Annotated in this window: 20 protein-coding genes; 11 read left to right on the forward strand and 9 right to left on the reverse strand. The window is 69.2% G+C overall.

What is annotated here, in order from left to right; all coding sequences use genetic code 11:
* Both QZ500_RS10610 and QZ500_RS10615 read left to right on the forward strand, forming a co-directional pair.
* Positions 1 to 1,231 (forward strand): VENN motif pre-toxin domain-containing protein (locus tag QZ500_RS10610; protein ID WP_295854892.1); only part of this gene is annotated, 1,231 nt, incomplete at its 5' end.
* Positions 1,232 to 1,277: 46 nt separating this feature from the next.
* Positions 1,278 to 2,162 (forward strand): Imm49 family immunity protein, encoded by an 885-nt coding sequence (locus QZ500_RS10615; protein WP_295854895.1) that lies wholly within the window; start codon positions 1,278 to 1,280, stop codon positions 2,160 to 2,162.
* A 211-nt stretch (positions 2,163 to 2,373) separates the two neighbouring features.
* Here QZ500_RS10615 and QZ500_RS10620 read toward each other — a convergent pair whose 3' ends face one another.
* Entirely contained in the window at positions 2,374 to 3,069 is a 696-nt protein-coding gene (locus tag QZ500_RS10620) for a DUF4124 domain-containing protein (protein ID WP_295854898.1), read from the reverse strand.
* 17 nt (positions 3,070 to 3,086) lie between these two features.
* Complete coding sequence (gene pyrE / locus QZ500_RS10625) at positions 3,087 to 3,785, reverse strand: orotate phosphoribosyltransferase (RefSeq protein ID WP_295854900.1); 699 nt, start codon at positions 3,783 to 3,785, stop codon at positions 3,087 to 3,089.
* Between the two features lie 10 nt (positions 3,786 to 3,795).
* Between pyrE and QZ500_RS10630 the strand changes: the two genes are divergently transcribed.
* Together QZ500_RS10630 and arsC are read left to right on the forward strand one after the other, a co-directional pair.
* Positions 3,796 to 4,599, forward strand: a complete 804-nt coding sequence (locus QZ500_RS10630; RefSeq protein ID WP_295854978.1) for an exodeoxyribonuclease III — start codon at positions 3,796 to 3,798, stop codon at positions 4,597 to 4,599.
* Positions 4,600 to 4,635: 36 nt separating this feature from the next.
* A complete protein-coding gene (arsC, locus tag QZ500_RS10635; RefSeq protein ID WP_295854902.1) occupies positions 4,636 to 5,064 on the forward strand; it encodes an arsenate reductase (glutaredoxin) in 429 nt (142 codons plus the stop codon).
* Between the two features lie 10 nt (positions 5,065 to 5,074).
* Here the strand turns inward: arsC and QZ500_RS10640 are convergent, their stop codons facing one another.
* Genes QZ500_RS10640 through QZ500_RS10655 form a run of 4 tightly spaced genes read right to left on the reverse strand, consistent with a single transcriptional unit; the run spans position 5,075 to position 7,639 of the window.
* Entirely contained in the window at positions 5,075 to 5,269 is a 195-nt protein-coding gene (locus tag QZ500_RS10640; protein WP_295854905.1) for a DUF3606 domain-containing protein, read from the reverse strand.
* Between the two features lie 54 nt (positions 5,270 to 5,323).
* Positions 5,324 to 5,899, reverse strand: coding sequence for a hemerythrin domain-containing protein (locus QZ500_RS10645; RefSeq protein ID WP_295854908.1), 576 nt, complete (start codon positions 5,897 to 5,899; stop codon positions 5,324 to 5,326).
* Positions 5,900 to 5,939: 40 nt separating this feature from the next.
* Positions 5,940 to 6,467, reverse strand: a complete 528-nt coding sequence (locus QZ500_RS10650; protein ID WP_295854910.1) for a hypothetical protein — start codon at positions 6,465 to 6,467, stop codon at positions 5,940 to 5,942.
* Positions 6,468 to 6,484: 17 nt separating this feature from the next.
* A complete protein-coding gene (locus tag QZ500_RS10655; protein WP_295854913.1) occupies positions 6,485 to 7,639 on the reverse strand; it encodes a zinc-dependent alcohol dehydrogenase in 1,155 nt (384 codons plus the stop codon).
* A 202-nt stretch (positions 7,640 to 7,841) separates the two neighbouring features.
* On the opposite strand from QZ500_RS10655, the gene QZ500_RS10660 reads away from it, so the two are divergent.
* Positions 7,842 to 8,480 carry an MBL fold metallo-hydrolase gene (locus QZ500_RS10660; RefSeq protein ID WP_295854916.1) on the forward strand — a complete coding sequence of 213 codons (639 nt, stop codon included), beginning with the start codon at positions 7,842 to 7,844 and terminating at the stop codon, positions 8,478 to 8,480.
* A 21-nt stretch (positions 8,481 to 8,501) separates the two neighbouring features.
* Here QZ500_RS10660 and QZ500_RS10665 read toward each other — a convergent pair whose 3' ends face one another.
* On the reverse strand, positions 8,502 to 9,356 hold the full coding sequence (locus tag QZ500_RS10665; protein ID WP_295854917.1) for a M48 family metallopeptidase: 855 nt from the start codon (positions 9,354 to 9,356) through the stop codon (positions 8,502 to 8,504).
* Positions 9,357 to 9,390: 34 nt separating this feature from the next.
* Between QZ500_RS10665 and QZ500_RS10670 the strand changes: the two genes are divergently transcribed.
* The 3 genes from QZ500_RS10670 to QZ500_RS10680 all read left to right on the forward strand — a co-directional run bounded on the left by QZ500_RS10670 (position 9,391) and on the right by QZ500_RS10680 (position 12,966).
* Positions 9,391 to 10,782: an MFS transporter gene (locus QZ500_RS10670; RefSeq protein WP_295854920.1), complete on the forward strand. Its 1,392-nt coding sequence runs from the start codon at positions 9,391 to 9,393 to the stop codon at positions 10,780 to 10,782.
* Positions 10,783 to 10,832: 50 nt separating this feature from the next.
* Positions 10,833 to 11,576: a response regulator transcription factor gene (locus QZ500_RS10675; RefSeq protein WP_295854923.1), complete on the forward strand. Its 744-nt coding sequence runs from the start codon at positions 10,833 to 10,835 to the stop codon at positions 11,574 to 11,576.
* A gap of 127 nt (positions 11,577 to 11,703) precedes the next feature.
* Positions 11,704 to 12,966, forward strand: a complete 1,263-nt coding sequence (locus tag QZ500_RS10680) for a HAMP domain-containing sensor histidine kinase (protein ID WP_295854926.1) — start codon at positions 11,704 to 11,706, stop codon at positions 12,964 to 12,966.
* A gap of 28 nt (positions 12,967 to 12,994) precedes the next feature.
* Here QZ500_RS10680 and QZ500_RS10685 read toward each other — a convergent pair whose 3' ends face one another.
* Positions 12,995 to 13,753 (reverse strand): TSUP family transporter, encoded by a 759-nt coding sequence (locus tag QZ500_RS10685; RefSeq protein WP_295854929.1) that lies wholly within the window; start codon positions 13,751 to 13,753, stop codon positions 12,995 to 12,997.
* 349 nt (positions 13,754 to 14,102) lie between these two features.
* On the opposite strand from QZ500_RS10685, the gene QZ500_RS10690 reads away from it, so the two are divergent.
* Both QZ500_RS10690 and QZ500_RS10695 read left to right on the forward strand, forming a co-directional pair.
* Positions 14,103 to 15,353 carry an ammonium transporter gene (locus tag QZ500_RS10690; protein ID WP_295854932.1) on the forward strand — a complete coding sequence of 417 codons (1,251 nt, stop codon included), beginning with the start codon at positions 14,103 to 14,105 and terminating at the stop codon, positions 15,351 to 15,353.
* Between the two features lie 37 nt (positions 15,354 to 15,390).
* On the forward strand, positions 15,391 to 15,744 hold the full coding sequence (locus QZ500_RS10695) for a hypothetical protein (protein ID WP_295854934.1): 354 nt from the start codon (positions 15,391 to 15,393) through the stop codon (positions 15,742 to 15,744).
* Positions 15,745 to 15,767: 23 nt separating this feature from the next.
* On the opposite strand, the gene QZ500_RS10700 is transcribed toward QZ500_RS10695, so the two are convergent.
* Complete coding sequence (locus tag QZ500_RS10700; protein WP_295854937.1) at positions 15,768 to 17,510, reverse strand: GMC family oxidoreductase N-terminal domain-containing protein; 1,743 nt, start codon at positions 17,508 to 17,510, stop codon at positions 15,768 to 15,770.
* A gap of 168 nt (positions 17,511 to 17,678) precedes the next feature.
* Here QZ500_RS10700 and QZ500_RS10705 point away from each other — a divergent pair, with 168 nt between their 5' ends.
* Entirely contained in the window at positions 17,679 to 18,800 is a 1,122-nt protein-coding gene (locus QZ500_RS10705) for an ABC transporter permease (RefSeq protein WP_295854939.1), read from the forward strand.
* Positions 18,801 to 18,818 lie beyond the last annotated feature (18 nt).

Here is an 18,818-nt window from a genome sequence, read left to right on the forward strand (position 1 = left end):
GCGGGCCGACACCACAGCCTTCGCCAACATGGTGGCCGGCGTCGTCGCGGGCGTGCTGGGCGGCAATGCCGAGCAGATCCGGATCGCCGCAGGTGCCGGGGCCAATGCGGCGGCGAACAACTACCTCAGGCACGACGAATGGACGCGCTACGCCAAAGAGCGCAGCGACTGCGGCGCCGACGCTGCATGCCAGAAAACCATCGACAAGAAATACACCAGCATCAGTCGCGACAACAATGCCGCGCTCGCGCTCTGTGACCGCGACGGAAGCTGCACTGCGCTGATCGCCGGCCTGCACAGCGGCACTGAGGTCCGCGATAGCTTGATCGCCAGCGGAGTCCTTCCAGACAACTTCGCTGCTGCAGCCAACCTTCAGTGGATCGGTCAACAACTGGCTGTTAATCCGACCCAAAGTGCCACCGTAGCAAGAGCGCTGGATAGCGCCTCCTACTGCAATGAAAACCCGGGTCAATGTGCAGCGACCACCGTCAAAGCGGTAGCGGGGCTGCTAGCACCCGTCTTCGCCGGTCCTGCTGCAGAGGCAGCTATTGGTCTGCTTGTGACCACGGGGCGCATGGCGGTTGCCGAAGCGACGCTGTTTCCCCAACTCGGAGGCGCCCCGGGTTATTGCGCGCTCAAGCCCGAAGCATGCATGCTGATCATGGAGACAGCGGCCGGCGTCGTCTCCGGTGCACTGGTGCCCAGCGCCATTCCTCCCGGCATCAAGACAGTCAGCACAATGGCCGAAGCGCTGGCAGACGACGTTGCGCAGGCAACGGCCAAGGGCTACATCAGTGCTACCAAGGTTGGCGAAGTGGCCTGCACCATCGGCAATCTGTCCGCTGCCGAGCAGACACTGGTCAACCGCATCGCCTCCAAGGGCGACCAGGCGGGCGCGCTGACGGAAGAACTCTTCACGTCAATTGCGCGTCGCACAGGGATGAAAGTACTCTCCGGCGGTAAGTACGGCAGCAATAACGGTTTTGATCTCGTACTACAGGATGGGGCTGGAAACGTCACCATCGTGTTCAATGCCAAGCAGATGAAGCCCAACGGCGATATCCAGCTTTCGCCAAAAGGATTAGGAAATACTACTCAACTGAGTGAGCAATGGGTGGTGAATGTCGCCAAAAAACTAGATGAAAATTCTGAGGCATATCGAGAAGTTGTGAAAAGCTTGGATAATGGAATTTTGAAAATGGCCGTGGGGGGTTGTAAACAAAGAAAATAAAACTGCCACGTTAATATCGGTTTTGGTTCCACCGAGGGATTGAGCAATGAAATTTTTAGACCAGCGTGGGGAATTGTTGCGGCAAGGGCTTCTTCACGTGAAGGGGCATTCCGATGCGCAGCTAGACCGTTCGCCAGAAGAAAGGTCTGAATATCTTATAGCGTACGGTTTGGGTAGTCGGTCCAATTGTATTCGTTCGCTTCAAAGTGTTCATGAGGCTAGATCTATCTATCGTTGGTTTGGGGAGGCAGATATTCGTGGTTTCAAAGAAAACTGTTATGTGGTTTCTAAATTAATGTGTATAAACGCAATCGAGCAGGGTGTCGGTTGGGCAGCAGAACACGATTTCTTCTGGTTCTTGCTGAGCGATCAGGACGATCTGTTGCGCTGGTTTGGTGCAATAGAGCCCAGCAAAACTTGGCTGAGCAACGCCCTCAATCCGAACGACCACTTGTTCAGGCATTACCAGATGAGCTTGGCTGTCAGAGGTGACTGGACTGCCTTGGGCGATCGGGCCGAGCAGCAGCTCGCCAAAGATCCACCAAAACTCAAGAAGTGCATGGTCGATCAGCGTTTCTATCTGGCCCTGTCCCAAGGCGACAAGGCCGGCATGGTAGACGCTTTGACGGAGTTGACGTCGCCCGCGATGGCCAAAAAGCGCAACGACCAGTTGGAATTCGGATTCACGCACTTCTTCATCGGCACGCATGCCACGATGTACGCCAAGCTTGCCTGGCGACATGGCCACCAGATCGAGATCGACACGCCGTACATCCCGCGCGAATGGCTTCCGATACAGCCACTCGACCATTACGAAGACCCATATCCGTTCATGCGGGAATACCGCAACGATGCTTTGCCGCCGCCCCGCAGCGGGCGGGCCGGAAAAACACAAGTCGAGCCTCCCTCTGTCAGCGCCGCGAGGAAGTAAGCCTGCTTGATTAACCCAAGCTAGCAGCCACCGCCACCGCCACCGCCACCGCCACCGCCATCGACATCGACATCGACATCGACATCGAAATGGCACCGTTCTGTATTGGAGTAATGTCTCTGCTGTGGCACTGGAGCCCCCTGTCAATGGGAAACGTGCCGTGCCGACACCCAACGCAACTCTGCGTTAACCGAGGCTGGCACGCAATAGATCAAGGTCCTGTGGGCGGAGGTGCTGCGTGCGCGCCCCAGGTCACGCGCAACCGCGCCAGCTCCGCATCGAACCGCTGGCCGATCCGCTGCCGCTCCTGCGCCTGCTCCGCAATCGCGCGCTCCTGCACGGCCGCGGCGCGGGCGTTGTCTTCCAGTTCCTGCCGTAGCGACGCGGGGACCGGGCGCCCGGGCGGCTGGCGGTAGGTCGCCATCGCAGACTCGATGTCTTTTTTCTGCTGCTGCAGCTGCGCGAGGCGCTGGCGGGCGAAGGTTTCGGCTTCCTCGGTCCGGCGCAGGGCGGCGGTGCGTTCCGCATCGTGGGCGGCCTGGTTCGGATACCGGGCCACCAGCAGGCGCTCGCGCCGCAGGTCTTCTTCGGCCTGCGCGCGCTGGGCCGCTTCGCGTTTGCGGCGTTCTTCTTCCGCGGCCTTTTCCAGGCCGGTGGGCGTGGGTGCGATGGTGCGGCGCAGCGCGCCGCTCGGGCCGAGTTCGCGCTGTTCCTTGTTCAGGCATTCGGGAATCGGCCGGTCGGAGGTGATGCGCCGACCCTGCGCATCCACGCAGACATAGATGCTGGCCCCGGGCACTGCCGGCTGTGCCGCCGCCGGCAGCGGGGCGGCCGCGGCGGTCGCCATCAGCAGGCCGGCGAGCACCGGTCGCTGCAGGGCGGCATGTCGCGGGCGGCGGCCGGGCATGGGAAGACGACGCCTTCTCAGCCGTCCACGCCGTAGCGTTCGCGGTAGGCCAGCACCCTACCGTGGTGGGCCGACGCCTCGGCCGCGCCGGTGCTGCCCAGGTACTGCAGCAGATCGGCCAGCCGCGCGACGGTGCACACCTGCAGGCCGAGCCGGTCGCGCATGTACTGCACCGCGCTGTGCTCGACGTCGCGGCCGTTCTCGGTCGCCTTTTCCTGGCGGTCCAGCGCCAGCGCGATGCCGTGCGGCACGGCGCCAGCGGACTGGATCAGCGCGATCGATTCGCGCGCGGCGGTGCCGGCGGACATCACGTCGTCGACGATCAGCACCCGGCCTGCCAGCGGCGCGCCGACCAGCGTGCCGCCTTCGCCGTGGTCCTTGGCCTCCTTGCGGTTGTAGGCGAAGGGCACGGTCCGGCCGCGCCGCGCCAGCTCGACCGAGACCGCCGCCACCAGCGGAATGCCCTTGTAGGCGGGGCCGAACAGCATGTCGAACCCGATGCCGCTGTCGAGCAGCGCGGATGCATAGAATTCCGCGAGCCGGCCGAGCTTGGCGCCGTCGTCGAACAGGCCGGCATTGAAGAAATAGGGGCTCAGGCGGCCTGCCTTGGTCTTGAACTCGCCGAAGCGCAGCACGCCGGCCTCGACACAGAACTGCACGAATTCCTGGGCCAGCGGCGTCGTCGCCGCAGCGTCCCGGCTGCCATCAACCTGCATGGGGTCTTCCTTGTTCAAACTCACCAGCCTCAACCTCAACGGCATCCGCTCGGCCGCGACCAAGGGCGTGGAAGCCTGGATCGCGGCCACTGCGCCGGATTGTATTTGCGTGCAGGAAATCAAGGCCCAGCAGGCGGACATCGCCGGCCGCTTCGAGCGGGTGGCCGATCTGTACGGTCACTTCCATTTCGCCGAGAAGAAGGGCTACTCGGGCGTCGGCATCTACACCCGCCACGAGCCGAGCGAGGTGATCGTCGGCTACGGCTCGCCCGAGTTCGACGCCGAAGGCCGCTTCCTGGAACTGCGTTTCGACACGCCCGCCCGCAAGCTGTCGATCGTCAGCTGCTACTTCCCCAGCGGCTCGTCGGGCGAAGAGCGGCAGCAGGCCAAGTTCCGCTTTTTAGAGGAATTCCATCCGATCCTGATGAAGCTCAAGGCCGAGCGCCAGTTCATCCTGTGCGGCGACATCAACATCGCCCACCAGGAGGCCGACCTGAAGAACTGGAAGGGCAACCGCAAGAACAGCGGCTTCCTGCCGGAGGAGCGGGCCTGGATGAGCAAGCTCCTGCACCTGACCGAGGACAGCGGCGGGCTGGTGGACGTCTACCGCCGGCTGCACCCCGACACGACCGACGACTGCTACACCTGGTGGAGCAACCGCGGGCAGGCGTACGCGAAGAACGTCGGCTGGCGGCTGGACTACCACCTGGCGACGCCGGCGCTCGCCGAGACGGCGCGCACGGCCGCGATCTACAAGGACGTGAAATTCAGCGACCATGCGCCGATCACCGTGGACTACGACTTCGCCCTGTAGTGCCTCCCGGCCGTGTTCCTTTCCCACCCGTTGCCCATGACCGTCGCGATCTACCACAACCCCGCCTGCGGCACCTCCCGCAATGTCCTCGCACTGATCCGCAACAGCGGCGAGGAGCCTGTCGTCGTCGAGTATTTGAAGACGCCGCCGGACCGCGCCACGCTGCAGTCGCTCGCCGCGGCCACCGGCGGGTCGCTGCGCGCACTGCTGCGCCGCAAGGGCACGCCCTACGACGCACTGGGCCTGGACGATCCGGCGTGGACCGACGACCGGCTGATCGAGTGCATCGTGCAGCATCCGGTCCTGCTGGAGCGGCCGATCGTGGTCACGCCGAGGGGCACGCGGCTGTGCCGGCCGTCGGAACTGGTGCTCGATCTCCTGTCGCCGCAGCAGGGCGCGTTCGCCAAGGAGGACGGCATACCGGTGGTCGGTGCCGACGGCCGCGCCGTGGCGGGTCCGCGCTGACGCTGGCGACTCAGTCGCCGCCGCGGCGGGACTGCGCCAGATGCGCTTCCACCGCATCCGCCTGGTCGCCGACGGCGCCCACCGCCGACCGCAGTTGCTCGGGCGTGATGCCGAAGCGGTGCGCCCAGTCGCGCACCTCGTAGTCCTCGTGCAGGTTGATGCGGCGGCGGTCCTGGCCGCCGGTCTGCTGCTTGTCGTCGGGCATGGGAAGTCTCCTGAAGAAAAAAGCCGGTCGCCGCGGGCGTGGTGCGGGGGTCCCTCAATAGCGCCGCTGCCGCGCGACGCACAGCGCCGCGACCGCCGTGGCGGTGGCCGCCACGGTGGCGACGGTGGACCACGACACCGAGCGCGCGATGCTCGACGCCACTTCCAGGCTGCGCGGCACAACGAGTTCCAGCCGCCGCCGTGTCATCGCGAGGCCGAGTTCGCCGAGCCGGTCCTGCAGCAAGCGTTCGGCCATCGGCAGCAGGATGGTTTCCTCGTCGGCCACGTGGTGCAGCACGTCGCGCATCAGTTCCATGAAGGTGTTGTCGAAGGCCGGGTCGTCGGCCGAAAGGCTGCGCAGCCGCGCGATCAGTCGGCGCATCTCGTCGTGCTCGGGCACGCTTTTTTGCACCGCTTCGTCGTCGGAGACGGCGCGCACCGCCGGATAGAAGATCTCTTCCTCCAGCTGCGCATGCACTTCCAGCGCGATGCAGATCTGGTCGGCCAGGCCACGCTTGATGCGCGGGCTGTCGGTGGTGCGGTACTGGTGGAAGGCCGCGACCACATGGGTGTGGTCGAGCCGGACCATGTTGGTGGCGTAGGGCAGCAGGCGTTGGGTGGCGGGGGTCATCGAGGGCTTTCGTGGGGTCGTCCGGATGTGCGTGCCGCGGTCAGCGGCGCCGGCGCGCCGTGCTGCGGCGCCAAGCCAGCACGCCGAGGAACGCCGCGGTGCCGGCAGTCCAGGCCAGCTTACGCAGCACGCCTTCGCGGTCGTGCTTCCAGGCGCTCTTCAGGCCCATCTCGGCGACCAGGTTGGGCACATGGCCGCGTCGCAGGTCGTCGAGCACGCCCTCGACCATGTCGGTGCGGTCGGCCAGCAGCAGGATCAGCCAGTGGCGCAGGTCGTTCTCGCTGTAGCGGAAGGCCGCACGCCGCAGGCCGCCGCTCGCGCCGTGCGGCGGCAGGGTGCTGCCGTAGATCGGCGTGAGGGTGCTGTCGCGCTCGGTCGAGCAGAGCACCTCCACCGTCTGCGGCTGCTGCGCCGGCTCGGTCCAGCGCACGCCCTCGAGCCGTGCGGGCATGCGTTCCATCGGGACGGCGGGCCGGTCGGCCGGGTCGCGGTCCACGCCCCAGCCGGGGATGTGGGCGTGGCGCGGGGCCACGGGGGTGTCGGTGTCTTTGCGTGCGTCGTCTGCCATGGGAGCCTCCGTCGGGTTCATGCGCGTGCCGAGGGCGGCAGCAGCACGACCTTGATGCAGTCGTCGAGCTTGCTGGAGAACAGGTGGTAGCCCTCGGCCACCTCCTCGAGCGGCAGCCGGTGGGTGATGATGTCGCGCGGCCGGATGCGGCCGGCCAGCACATGCTCGATCAGCCGCGGCAGGTGGCGCTTAACCGACGCCTGGTTCATCCGCAGCGTGAGGCCCTTGTTGACCGCATTGCCGATCGGCAGCGCGTTGAAGGTCGGCCCGTACACGCCCACGATCGACACATGGCCGCCCTTGCGCACCGAATTGATCGCCCAATGCAGCACGGTCGCCGCGCCGCCCTGCAGCTTGAGCTTCACGCCGGTCAGGGTCTGCGCGAAGTTGCCGGCGGCCTCGGCGCCGACGCAGTCGATGCACACGTCGGCGCCCAGGCCGTCGGTCATCTTCTTGATGTGGATCGCCATGTCGTCGACCGACTTGAAGTCGACCGTCTCGCAGTGCGCGAAGGTGCGGGCGAAGGCCAGCCGGTATTCGACGTGGTCCACGACGATCACCCGGCCCGCGCCCATGAACCACGCCGACCGCGCGGCGAACAGCCCGACCGGGCCGGCACCGAAAACGACGACGGTGTCGCCCTCCTGGATGCTGCCCATCTCGGCCGCCTGGTAGCCGGTGGGAAACACGTCGGTCAGCAGCACTGCGTCGTCCTCGTCGAGTTCGGGCGGCAGCACCGTCGGGCCGATGTCGGCCATCGGCACCCGCACGTACTCGGCCTGGCCGCCGGCATAGCCGCCGGTGGTGTGCGAATAGCCGAAGATGCCGCCGACCGCGGTGGCCTCGGGGTTCACGTTGTGGCAGTTGCTGAACAGCTCGCGGCGGCAGAAGAAGCAGCTGCCGCAGAAGATGTTGAACGGCACCAGCACCCGGTCGCCGACCTTGAGCCGCTGCACGTCGGGGCCGACCTGCTCCACCACGCCGGTGAACTCGTGGCCGAAGGTGGTGCCGACCCGGGTGTCGGGCACCAGGCCGTGGTACAGGTGCAGGTCGGAGCCGCAGATGCAGCTGCGGGTGACGCGCACGATCGCGTCCTGCGGATGCTCGATCTCGGGCTCCGCCCGTTCGTCGACGCGTACCCGGTAGGGTCCGCGGTAGTTCATGGCCAGCATGGAAGTACTCGGTGGATGGTCGATGGCGGCCGGGGGAGGGCGAACAGGGCGCTCCGGCAGGGCCGCACGGCGTGTCGAACCACCTTCGTGTCGGACATGCCGACCTGTGCGTAGGACAGCGGCGCCGCGGCGGTAAGACCGGCGGCCGGACTTTGGCGCAGGGCCCGCGCGAGCACGGCGGCGATGGCCGAGAATGCGGCCCATGCTCCAGTACCACACCATCCCCGTCACCGCTTTCCAGCAGAACTGCTCCCTCGTCTGGGACGACACGACGATGGAGGGCGTGCTGATCGACCCGGGCGGCGACGTGGACCGGCTGCTGGCCGAAGCGCGCCAGCGCGGCGTGGCGCTGAAAGCGATCTGGCTGACCCACGCGCACATCGACCATGCCGGCGGCGTGGCGGAACTGGTGGCGCGGGAAGGCCTGCCGGTGGTCGGCCCGCATCCGGAAGACCAGTTCCTGATCGACGGCCTCGCCGCCCAGGCGCGGGCCTACGGCTTTCCGCCGGCGGGCCCTTTCGTCCCGGAGCGCTGGCTGCACGACGGCGACACGGTCACGCTCGGCGAACACACGTTCGCGGTCCGCCACTGCCCGGGCCATACACCGGGCCATGTGGTGTTCCACCATGCGCCCTCGAAGCGGGCGTTCGTGGGCGACGTGCTGTTCGCCGGATCGGTCGGCCGGACCGACTTCCCGCGCAGCGACCCGCAGGCGCTGATCGACAGCATCGTGCAGAAGCTCTGGCCGATGGGCGACGACACGGTGTTCGTGCCCGGCCACGGTCCGGAAAGCAGCTTCGGCCGCGAACGGCGCAGCAACCCCTATGTCGGCGGGACCTGACCCGCCGACGCGGGCGGAGCGTCAGCCGCGCTGCGCCGCGCGGTAGAGCGGTTCGACCTTGGGCACGTTGGCCTGCAGTTCGCGGATACGTTCCGGCCCGCTCGGGTGGGTCGACAGGAAGCTCGGTCCGTTCGAACCGCCGCCCGCGCGGCCCATCTTTTCCCACAGCGATACGGCCGCCTGCGGGTCGTAGCCGGCACGGGCGGCGAGTTCCAGGCCGACGATGTCGGCATCGGTTTCGTCGGCGCGGCTGAAGCGCAGCGTCAGCAGCTGGCCACCCAGGCCGGCGGCGGTCTGGCCGAGCTGACCCAGGCCGAACAGCTGGCTGGCCAGCGAAATGCCGATCTCCGTCGCCTGCGTTTTCGCCACCCGGGCGCGGGCATGCTCGCGCAACGCATGCGCCATCTCGTGGCCCATGATCATCGCGGTCTCGTCGTCGGTCAGCTTCAGCTGGTCGAGGATACCGGTATAGAAGGCGATCTTGCCGCCCGGCATGCAGAAGGCGTTGATCTGCTTGCTGCCGATCAGGTTCACTTCCCAGTTCCAGCCGCGTGCGCGCTGGTTCCAGGCCGGTGCGAACGGGATCAGCCGGCGCGAGATGGTGCGCAACCGGATCAGCTGCGGGTTGTTGTCGGGTGCCAGGGCGCCCTGTGCGCGGGCCTTGGCGAGCAGTTCGGGGTACTGCTGCGCGGCGGCCTGTTCCAGCGTCTCGGCCGGCACCAGGTTGCGGAGGGAGGAACTCCGGCCGACATCGACCTGGGCCGCCACGGGGCCTACTGCTGCAGCGCCGGCCAGCGCGACGAAGCTGCGCCGTCGGAACCCGGTCGCCGAAGTAGCGGGACGCAGGGGGGATTTGAGGTCGCAGAGTCGGCACATGGCGACCAATAATAGGAAGCCACCCCAGGACACCATGTCGGACAACTACGCGAACCCCCCCGCCGCCGCGGCGCCCCGAAACCTTCCTACATCCCCTGCCGCCGTGTCGGCGCCCGCCGCACGGCGGAGCTGGCGCGAGGCGCTGCGGGTCTACCGCGAGCCCGCCAGCCTGCGCATGCTGGCGCTCGGCTTCTCGGCCGGGCTGCCTCTGCTGCTGGTCTTCGGCACCCTGTCCTTCTGGCTGCGGGAGGCGGGCGTGCAGCGCGCCACCATCGGCTTCCTCAGCTGGATCGGACTGGCCTACGCCTTTAAATGGGTCTGGGCGCCGCTGGTGGACCGGCTGCCGATCCCGCTGCTGCACCGCCGGCTGGGCCGGCGCCGCAGCTGGCTGCTGCTGGCGCAGGCGGTCGTGGTCGCGGGCCTCTGCGGCCTGGCGCTCAGCGATCCGCGGGCCGGACTGGGCGCGGTGGTGGGATGCGCGCTGCTGGTGGCCTTCGGATCGGCCACGCAGGACATCGCGCTCGATGCCTTCCGCATCGAGTCGGCCGATGCCGAACGCCAGGCCGCCCTCGCGGCCACTTACCAGACCGGCTACCGGCTGGCGATGATCTGGTCCGGGGCGGGCGTGCTGTGGCTGGCCGCGCGGGCCGAGGTGCCGGGCGCCGGCAGCTACCAGCCGCTGGCCTGGCGCTTCGCCTACCTGGCGATGGCGGCGAGCATGGCGGTCGGCATCGCCACGGTGCTGCTGTCGCGCGAACCCGCGCCGCGGGCGCTGCCGCCGGCACGCAATGCGGCCGAATGGCTGCACGGTGCGGTGCTGGCGCCGTTCGCCGACTTCGTCCAGCGCTACCGCTGGCAGGCGGTGCTGGTGCTGGCCCTGATCGCCACCTACCGGATCAGCGACGTGGTGATGGGCATCATGGCCAATCCGTTCTACGTGGACATGGGCTACACCAAGGACGAGGTGGCGGCGGTCACCAAGGTCTACGGCGTGGTGATGACGCTGGCCGGCGCCTTCGTGGGCGGCGTGCTCGCGATGCGCTTGGGCGTGATGCGGGTGCTGATGCTCGGGGCGGTGCTGTCGTCGCTGTCGAACCTGCTGTTCGCCTGGCTCGCCGGGCGCGGCCACGACGTGGGCGGGCTGGTCGCGGTGATCGCGGCCGACAACCTGGCGGCGGGCATCGCATCGGCGGCCTTCATCGCGTATCTCTCGGGGCTGACCAACCTGCAATATTCGGCAACCCAGTACGCGCTCTTCTCTTCGATGATGCTGCTGCTGCCCAAGTGGCTGGCCGGCTATTCGGGGCTCGCGATCGACGCCTGGGGCTATCCGGTCTTCTTCGTCGGCACCGCGCTGCTGGGGCTGCCGGTGCTGGTACTGGTCGCATGGGCGGCGCGGGTCGGCCGCAGGCCGGCGTTTACCTAACTTTACGGCCGCGACACCGCGGCCTGCGGCGCCCGGCGCACCATGGCCGCATGGAGGTTTCCCCGATGACGACCGCGCAACTCCTGATGATCGAAGACGACGCCCGCCTGGCGCAGATGGTGGGCGAATACCTGACGCAGTCCGGCTTTGGCGTGGCCCATGCCGGCACCGGCCGCGACGGCCTGGAGCGGCTGCAGGGCGAGGGCGGCGCGGCCGCCGCGGCGATGCCGGACCTGGTGGTGCTCGACCTGATGCTGCCCGACATCGACGGGCTGGAAGTCTGCCGCCGCATCCGCGCGCTGCCCGGCGCGGCGGCCCAGGTGCCGGTGCTGATGCTGACCGCCAAGGGCGATCCGATGGACCGCATCATCGGCCTGGAGCTCGGCGCCGACGACTACCTGCCCAAGCCCTTCGAGCCGCGCGAACTGCTGGCGCGCATCCGGGCGATCCTGCGGCGCCGCACCGACGGCCCGGCCGCTGCGTCGCGCACGATGCGCTTCGGCTCGCTGGAGATCGACCGCGACGCCCGCACCGTCACCGTCGGCGGCCAGCCGGCCGAACTCACCTCCTACCAGTTCGACCTGCTGATCGCGCTGGCCGAGCGCGCCGGCCGGGTGCTGAGCCGCGACCAGATCATGGAAGCCGTGCGCGGCCGCGAACTGGAGGCCTTCGACCGCTCGATCGACGTGCACATGGGCCGCATCCGCGCGGCGATCGAGGCCGACGCGAAGAACCCGAAGCGCATCCTGACGGTGCGCGGCGTGGGCTACGTCTTCGCCAAGCAGCAGGACTAGGCACACCTCCAGGCTGCGCGCTGTGCGCCCCGCCTGTCCGTCCCCTTGCCGGGGGGCGCCACCGGCAGACCGGCAGAACCGGATCCGCGCTGGTCCCAAAAGAACCGCCCGTACGAGGCCCTTCCCCATGGTCGTTTCCCCTCCCTCCTCCGTCGGCCGCAAGCGGCCCGGGCCGCTTTCGCGGCTGACGCAGCGGCTTTACGTTCGTATCTGGCTCGCAGTCGTGCTGGCGGTGGCGGTGCTGACGCTGATGGTCGGCTGGGCCTGGCAGATGGCGTCGGACCCGCCGCTGCGCGAGGTGGTCGTGCGCACGCCCGAAGGCCAGGTGGTCGGCGGCGGGGTGATCCGGCCGCGGCGCGAGCGGCAGGAAGAAGAAGAGGCGCGCGCGGAAGCACGGGGTCCGGCCGCCGGTCCTCCGCATCCGCCGCGCCGACCGGGGCCGGAATTCGCGGTCACGATGACCGACGGCCGGGTGCTCAACATCCACCTGCCGCGGCCGCCGCGGAATTTCTGGAACCGGCCGCCGTTCGGCTTCTTCTGGACCCTCGGGCTGGTGGCGGTGGCGGTGGCGCTCGCCACCTACCCGATCATCCGCAAACTCACCCGGCGACTGGAGAACCTGCAGTCCGGCGTCGAGCAGTGGGGCCGCGGCGACCTGTCGGCGCGGGTGCCGGAGCAGGGCTCGGACGAGGTCGCCTTTCTGGCCCGCCGCTTCAACCACGCGGCCGCGCGGATCGAGCACCTGGTGCAGTCGCACAAGTCGCTGCTGGCCAACGCCTCGCACGAACTGCGCTCGCCGCTCACCCGCATCCGCATGGGGCTGGAGCTGATGGGGACCACACCTTCGTCCACCTTCCGCGACGAGATCTCGCGCAACATCGCCGAGCTCGACCAGCTGATCGACGAAATCCTGCTGGCCAGCCGGCTCGACGCGCAGGAAGCCGACATGGGCACGGTCGAGACGATCGACCTGGTCGGGTTGGCGGCCGAGGAATGCGCCCGCACCGGCGCCGAACTGGAACTGGCGCCCGGCGGCGGCGACGTGCAGGCGCGCGGCGTGGCCAAGCTGCTGCGGCGCGCGGTGCGCAATCTGCTGGAGAACGCCCGGCGCTACGGCGCGGGCGACATCACCGCCATCGTGCGGCAGGAAGGCGGCCGGGCGGTGGTGCGGGTCTGCGACCGCGGCCCGGGCGTGCCGGCCGAACTGCGCGAACGCATCTTCGAGCCGTTCTACCGGCTGCCCGGCGCGAGCGAGCGCGAGGGCGGCGTCGGCCTCGGCCTCGCGCTGGTGCGCTCGATCGCCGAGCGCCACGGCGGCGAGGCCCGCTGCGAGGCGCGCGAGGGCGGCGGCGCGGTGTTCGTGCTGGCGCTGCCGCTGGTGGCGGACTGAGCCGGCCCGCGCCGCGTGGCTGCGGCCGTCAGCGCAGGAACGCGTCGTACGCCGTCTTGCAGATCAGCAGGCTCACCACGCCGATGAACATGATCCGCACGAACCCGGTGCCGTGGCGCAGCGCCATGCGCGCGCCGAGCAGGCTGCCGACGATGTGCGCCACCGCCATCACCACCGCGAAGTGCCACCAGACGTGGCCCTTCCAGGCGAACAGTAGCATCGCGGCGAAGTTGGTGCCGGTGTTGAGCACCTTGGCCGACGCCGAGGCGTGCAGGAAGTCGTAGCCGAGCAGCCGCACGAAGAGGAACACCAGGAAGCTGCCGGTACCCGGGCCGAAGAACCCGTCGTAGAAGCCGATCGCCCCGCCGATGGCGCAGGCCAGCGCGACCTCGGACCGGCCGGTGCCGCGCGGCGCATGGTGGCGGCCGAGTTCCTTCTTGGCCAGGGTGTAGAGCAGCACGACCAGCAGGATGAAGGGCAGCAGCCGGCGGAACGCGTCGGGCGAGACCAGCGTCACCGTCCAGGCGCCGGCGAAGGACGCACCGAAGGCGGTCGCCGCGGCGGGCAGCACCACGTTCCAGGGCAGCAACACCCGCTGCAGGTACTGGCGCGCCGCGAAGCCGGTGCCCCAGACCGAGGCCGCCTTGTTGGTGCCGAACAGCGTCGCCGGGTGCGCCCCGGGGAACACGGTGAACAGCACCGGCGTCAGCACCAGCCCGCCGCCGCCGACGATCGCATCCACGAACCCGGCGAGCAGCGCCGCCAACGAGACCCAGAGCAGTTCCATTCCGGCGATTGTCGCACGACGCTATGAGTTTGATAGCGTGGTGCGCAGGTGGGGCGGGCGCAGGAGCCCGAAAAGTATCCGATACCAGCCGGCGCGCGGGCAAAAAAAAGCGCCATCGCGGGGATGGCGCCGTGTCGAGCGGCCGGCATCTCGGAAGGATGCTTCGGCCATTCATCTGATTCTGGTTGGGTGTGTCTGTCTCCTCGGTCCCCCGCCCCAGCGGGCGCTCGGCCCGCTCGCGAGTGGCGTGACTGTAGGCGCCTGCGCGCGTTTGGTGCATAGGATTTACCCGGGCTCCGGCCCCGCGCCGGTGCGGCGGCCGTGGCACGACTCCTGCTGGAACGCCCGCATGACGCCCACCCAACCCGGCCTGGTGCCGCTCGACCAGATCCACGCCGCCGACACCGCCTGGATGATGACCGCCACCGCGCTGGTGCTGCTGATGACGCTGCCGGGCATTGCGCTGTTCTACGCCGGCATGGTGCGCCGCAAGAACGTGCTCAACACCATGGCCAGCGTGATCGCCGTGGCGGCGCTGGTCACGGTGCTCTGGTACGGCGTCGGCTATTCGCTGGCCTTCACACCGGGCAACGGCTTCCTGGGCGGCACCGGCCGGCTGTGGTTCGCCGGGCTCGACTACGCCCGCGACGCCGGCCGTATCGCCGTCAGCCACATCGCGCCGCAGGTGCCGGAGTCGGTCTATTCGATGTTCCAGCTCGCCTTCGCGATCATCACGCCGGCGCTGATCGTCGGCGCCTTCGTCGAGCGGATGCGCTTCTCGGCGATGCTCTGGTTCACCGCGCTCTGGTCGCTGCTGGTGTACGTGCCGGTCGCGCACTGGGTCTGGGAGCCGGGCGGCTGGCTGGCTCAGCGCGGCGCGCTCGATTTCGCCGGCGGCACGGTGGTGCACATCAACGCCGGCATCGCCGGCCTGGTCTGCGCCTGGATGCTCGGGCCGCGCACCGGCTACGGCCGCGAGCCGTTCGAGCCCTTCAACCTGGGCCTGACGATGACCGGCACCGGTCTGCTCTGGGTCGGCTGGTTCGGCTTCAACGCCGGCTCGGCGGTGGCGTCGGACGGCCGGGCGGGCCTCGCCTTCGCGGTCACGCACATCGCCGCGGCCGGCGGGGCGCTGGCCTGGATGGCGGGGGAATGGGTGATGCGGCGCCGGCCGTCGCTGCTGGGCCTGTGCTCCGGCGCGGTAGGCGGGCTGGTGGCGATCACGCCGGCCTCGGGCTTCGTCGGGCCGCGCGCGGCGCTGGCCATCGGGCTGATCGCGGGCCTGGCCTGCTATTGGGGCGCGACCGGCCTGAAGCGCCTGCTGCAGGCCGACGACGCGCTCGACGTGTTCGGCGTGCACGGCATCGGCGGCATCGTGGGCTGCCTGCTGACCGGCGTGTTCGCCGATCCGGTGGTCGGCGGCGCGGAAGGCAACGTGCTGGTGCAGGCGCTGAGTGCCGTCGCGGTGCTCGGCTACGGCGCCTGCGGTACCGCGCTGGTGCTGTGGATCACCCGGCTGCTGGTCGGACTGCGGGTCGACGAGGTCGCGGAGCAGCACGGCCTCGACATCGCGCAGCACCGCGAACGTATCGGTGGCTGATCGCTGCCGTTTCAGGACCGACGCCAGGACCACCCCCATGACCGACAGCGAACGCATCGCCATCGCCGCCCATCTGCATGTGCTGCTGCGGCGCATCACCGGCCGGGTGACGGACACCGAATGGATGGCCGCCAATGCCGAATACGCCGCCGCCATGACCCGCTTCGCGCATGCGGCCGCGGTGGAGGAGAAGCGGCCGGAGCTCGCCGACTGGGCGACGCGGCTGGAGGTGGCGATGGGGTTGCGCACGGTGGCGGCTCCCCCGCCGCCGGCGCCGCCCGCGGCATCGGTGCCGCCGGACTCCGGGCTCTTCGCTCCGTCGCAGAACGGGCTGCCGCCCCGGCCGGCGGGCGGCCCCGACGGGCCACGCTACGTCGGCGGGCTGCGCTGAGCCACGACTGCCGCAACGGCGTGCTAGTGCCCGGCGCGCCGGGCCGCATCCTCCAGCACCCAGCCCGCGGCCTTCTCCGCGATCATCAGCGTCGGGCTGTTGGTGTTGCCGCTGGTGATCGCCGGCATCACGCCGGCGTCCACCACCCGCAGGCCGGCGACGGTGCCGCCGCGGCCGTCGCGCAGCCGTAGCCGGCTGTCGACCACCGCCAGCGGGTCGTCCGCGCGGCCCATGCGGGTGGTGCCGACCGGATGGAAGATGGTGGTCGCGATGTCGCCGGCCAGCCGGGCCAGTTCCTCGTCGGTCTGGTACTGCGGGCCGGGCTTCCATTCCTCTGGCCGCCAGGCGGCGAGCGCCGGCTGCGCCACGATGCGGCGCGTCACCCGCAGCGAGTCGGCGGCCACGCGGCGGTCCTCGTCGGTGGAGAGGTAGTGCGGCGCGATTGCCGGGGCCTGGTCGAAGCGCGGCGAGCGGATCTCCACCGTGCCGCGGCTGGTCGGGTTCAGGTTGCAGACGCTGGCGGTGAAGGCGCTGAAGGTGTGCAGCGGCTCGCCGAAGGCCTCGAGCGACAGCGGCTGCACGTGGTACTGGATGTTCGGGTAGGGCTGCTGCGGATCGCTGCGGGTGAAGGCGCCGAGCTGCGACGGCGCCATGCTCATCGGCCCGGTGCGGCGCAGGGCGTATTCCAGCCCGATGCGCGCCTTGCCCCAGAGCGAGCCGGCCAGCGTGTTGAGCGTGGCGTGCGCCCGGGAGGTCGGCTGCACCTTGTAGACCGAGCGGATCTGCAGGTGGTCCTGCAGGTTGGCCCCGACGCCCGGCAGGTCGCAGACCGGCACGATGCCGTGGCGCTGCAGCAGGTCGCCCGGGCCGATGCCCGAGAGCTGCAGGATCTGCGGCGAGTTGATCGCGCCGGCGGCCAGCAGCACTTCCTGCGCCGCGTGCACGGTGACCGTTTGGTGGCCGTCCCAGACTTCGGCGCCGGTGCAGCGCAGGCCGCCGTCTGCATCGCGTTCGGTGAGGAGCCGCATCACCTGCGCGCCGGTCCACATCTCGAAGTTGGGCCGGCCGTAGCAGGCCGGCCGCAGGAAGGCTTTTGCGGTATTCCAGCGCCAGCCGTTCTTCTGGTTGACCTCGAAGTAGCCGACGCCCTCGTTGTCGCCGCGGTTGAAGTCCTCGGTCGCGGGAATGCCGGCCTCAGCGGCAGCGGCCGCGAACGCGTCGAGGATGTCCCAGCGCAGCCGCTGCTTCTCCACCCGCCATTCGCCGCCGATGCTGCGGTCCACCGTGGTGCGGCGGGCTTTCGGGGCGCCGGGTTCCGGCGCGCGGCGCGCGCCGTGCAGGGCGTCGCCGCCCTTGTAGTGGTCCTCGTGGCGCATGAAGGCGGGCAGCACCTGGTCCCACCGCCAGGTGTCGTCGCCGGTGGCGGCGGCCCAGCCGTCGTAGTCGCGGGCCTGGCCCCGCATGTAGATCATCCCGTTGATGCTGCTGCTGCCGCCGAGCGTCTTGCCGCGCGGGTAGCGCAGCGTGCGGCCGTTGAGCCCGGCGGCCGGCTCGGTCTGGTAGAGCCAGTCGGTGCGCGGGTTGCCGATGCAGTAGAGGTAGCCGACGGGGATGTGGATCCAGTGGTAGTCGTCGCGCCGTCCGGCCTCGATCAGCAGCACCCGGTGGCGCGGGTCGGCCGACAGCCGGTTGGCGAGCAGGGCGCCGGCGGTGCCGGCCCCGACGACCACGAAATCGAAATGCGCGGCGCTGGATTCTTCGGCCAAGGTGCTTGTCTCCGTGATGCAGGAATGCCGCCCTGTCGGCCGGGCGGTCCGGCGCATGCTACCGCGCCACAATGCGCGATTGGCTGACACCGGCATGCGCAGGCGCTCCCCTAGCATCGGCTCAGCCATTTCTGATCAACCCGAACCATACCGCCCTGATCCCTGCCCATGGAGGACCACGCCCCCCGCATCGTGCGCGACGCATCGTCTTCCTCCGGCGCCGCATTGCGGCTGGAAGGGCGCTGGACCGCGGCGCAGCTCGCGCACCGGAGCGTCTGGCGCGAGGTGGATGCCGACCTAGAAAGCGCGCAGTCCGGCGCGGCGTGGGACCTGCAAGCGATCGACCAGCTCGACCACGTCGGCGCCCAGCTGCTCTGGAACCGCTGGGGCCGCCAGTGGCCGGCCGACGTGCAGGCGACCGATGCCCAGCGCAGCATGCTGGAACGCATCGAGCGCTTCACGGTCGATGTCCCGAACGAGAAGCCGCCCACCTGGATGCGCGCCGTCGATGGGCTCGGCCGGCGGGTGCTGCACACCGGGACGCAGGCGCGCAACCTGGTCGTGCTGATCGGCCAGCTGCTGCTCGACCTGCTGCGGCTGGTGCGTTCGCCACGCTCCGGGCCGTGGCGCGACGTGTCGGGCCACCTCTACCAGATGGGCACCACCGCGCTGCCGATCACCGCGCTGGTCGGCTTCCTGATCGGTGTGGTGCTGGCCTACCTGATGAGCCTGCAGCTGCGCCAGTACGGCGCCGAATCCTTCATCGTCAACATCCTCGGTATTTCGCTGGTGCGCGAACTGGGGCCGCTGCTCGCGGCGATCCTGGTCGCCGGCCGGTCGGGCTCGGCGATCACCGCGCAGATCGGCGTGATGCGGGTCACGGAAGAACTCGATGCGATGCGGGTGATGGGCATCTCTCACGGCTTCCGGCTGGTGATGCCGCGGGCGCTGGCGCTGGCGATCGTCATGCCGCTGATCGGCGTCTGGACCACCGTCACCTCGCTCGCCGGCGGCATGCTCGCGGCCGACCTGGCGATGAACGTGACGCCCGCCTATTTCGTGAATGCGCTGCCGCAGGCGGTCGACCTGCCGAACCTGCTGATCGCGGTGTTCAAGTCGATGGTGTTCGGCATCCTGATCGCGCTGGTCGGCTGCCACTACGGCATGCGGGTCAAGCCCAACACCGAGAGCCTGGGCAAGGGGACCACCTCGTCGGTGGTCACGTCGATCACCGTCGTGATCCTGGTCGATGCGCTGTTCGCCATCGTCTTCCGCAACGTGGGCACGTGATGAGTACAACCCCCCAAG

This window comes from uncultured Xylophilus sp., from assembly GCA_913776965.1.
Taxonomy (GTDB): Bacteria; Pseudomonadota; Gammaproteobacteria; order Burkholderiales; family Burkholderiaceae_C; genus Xylophilus.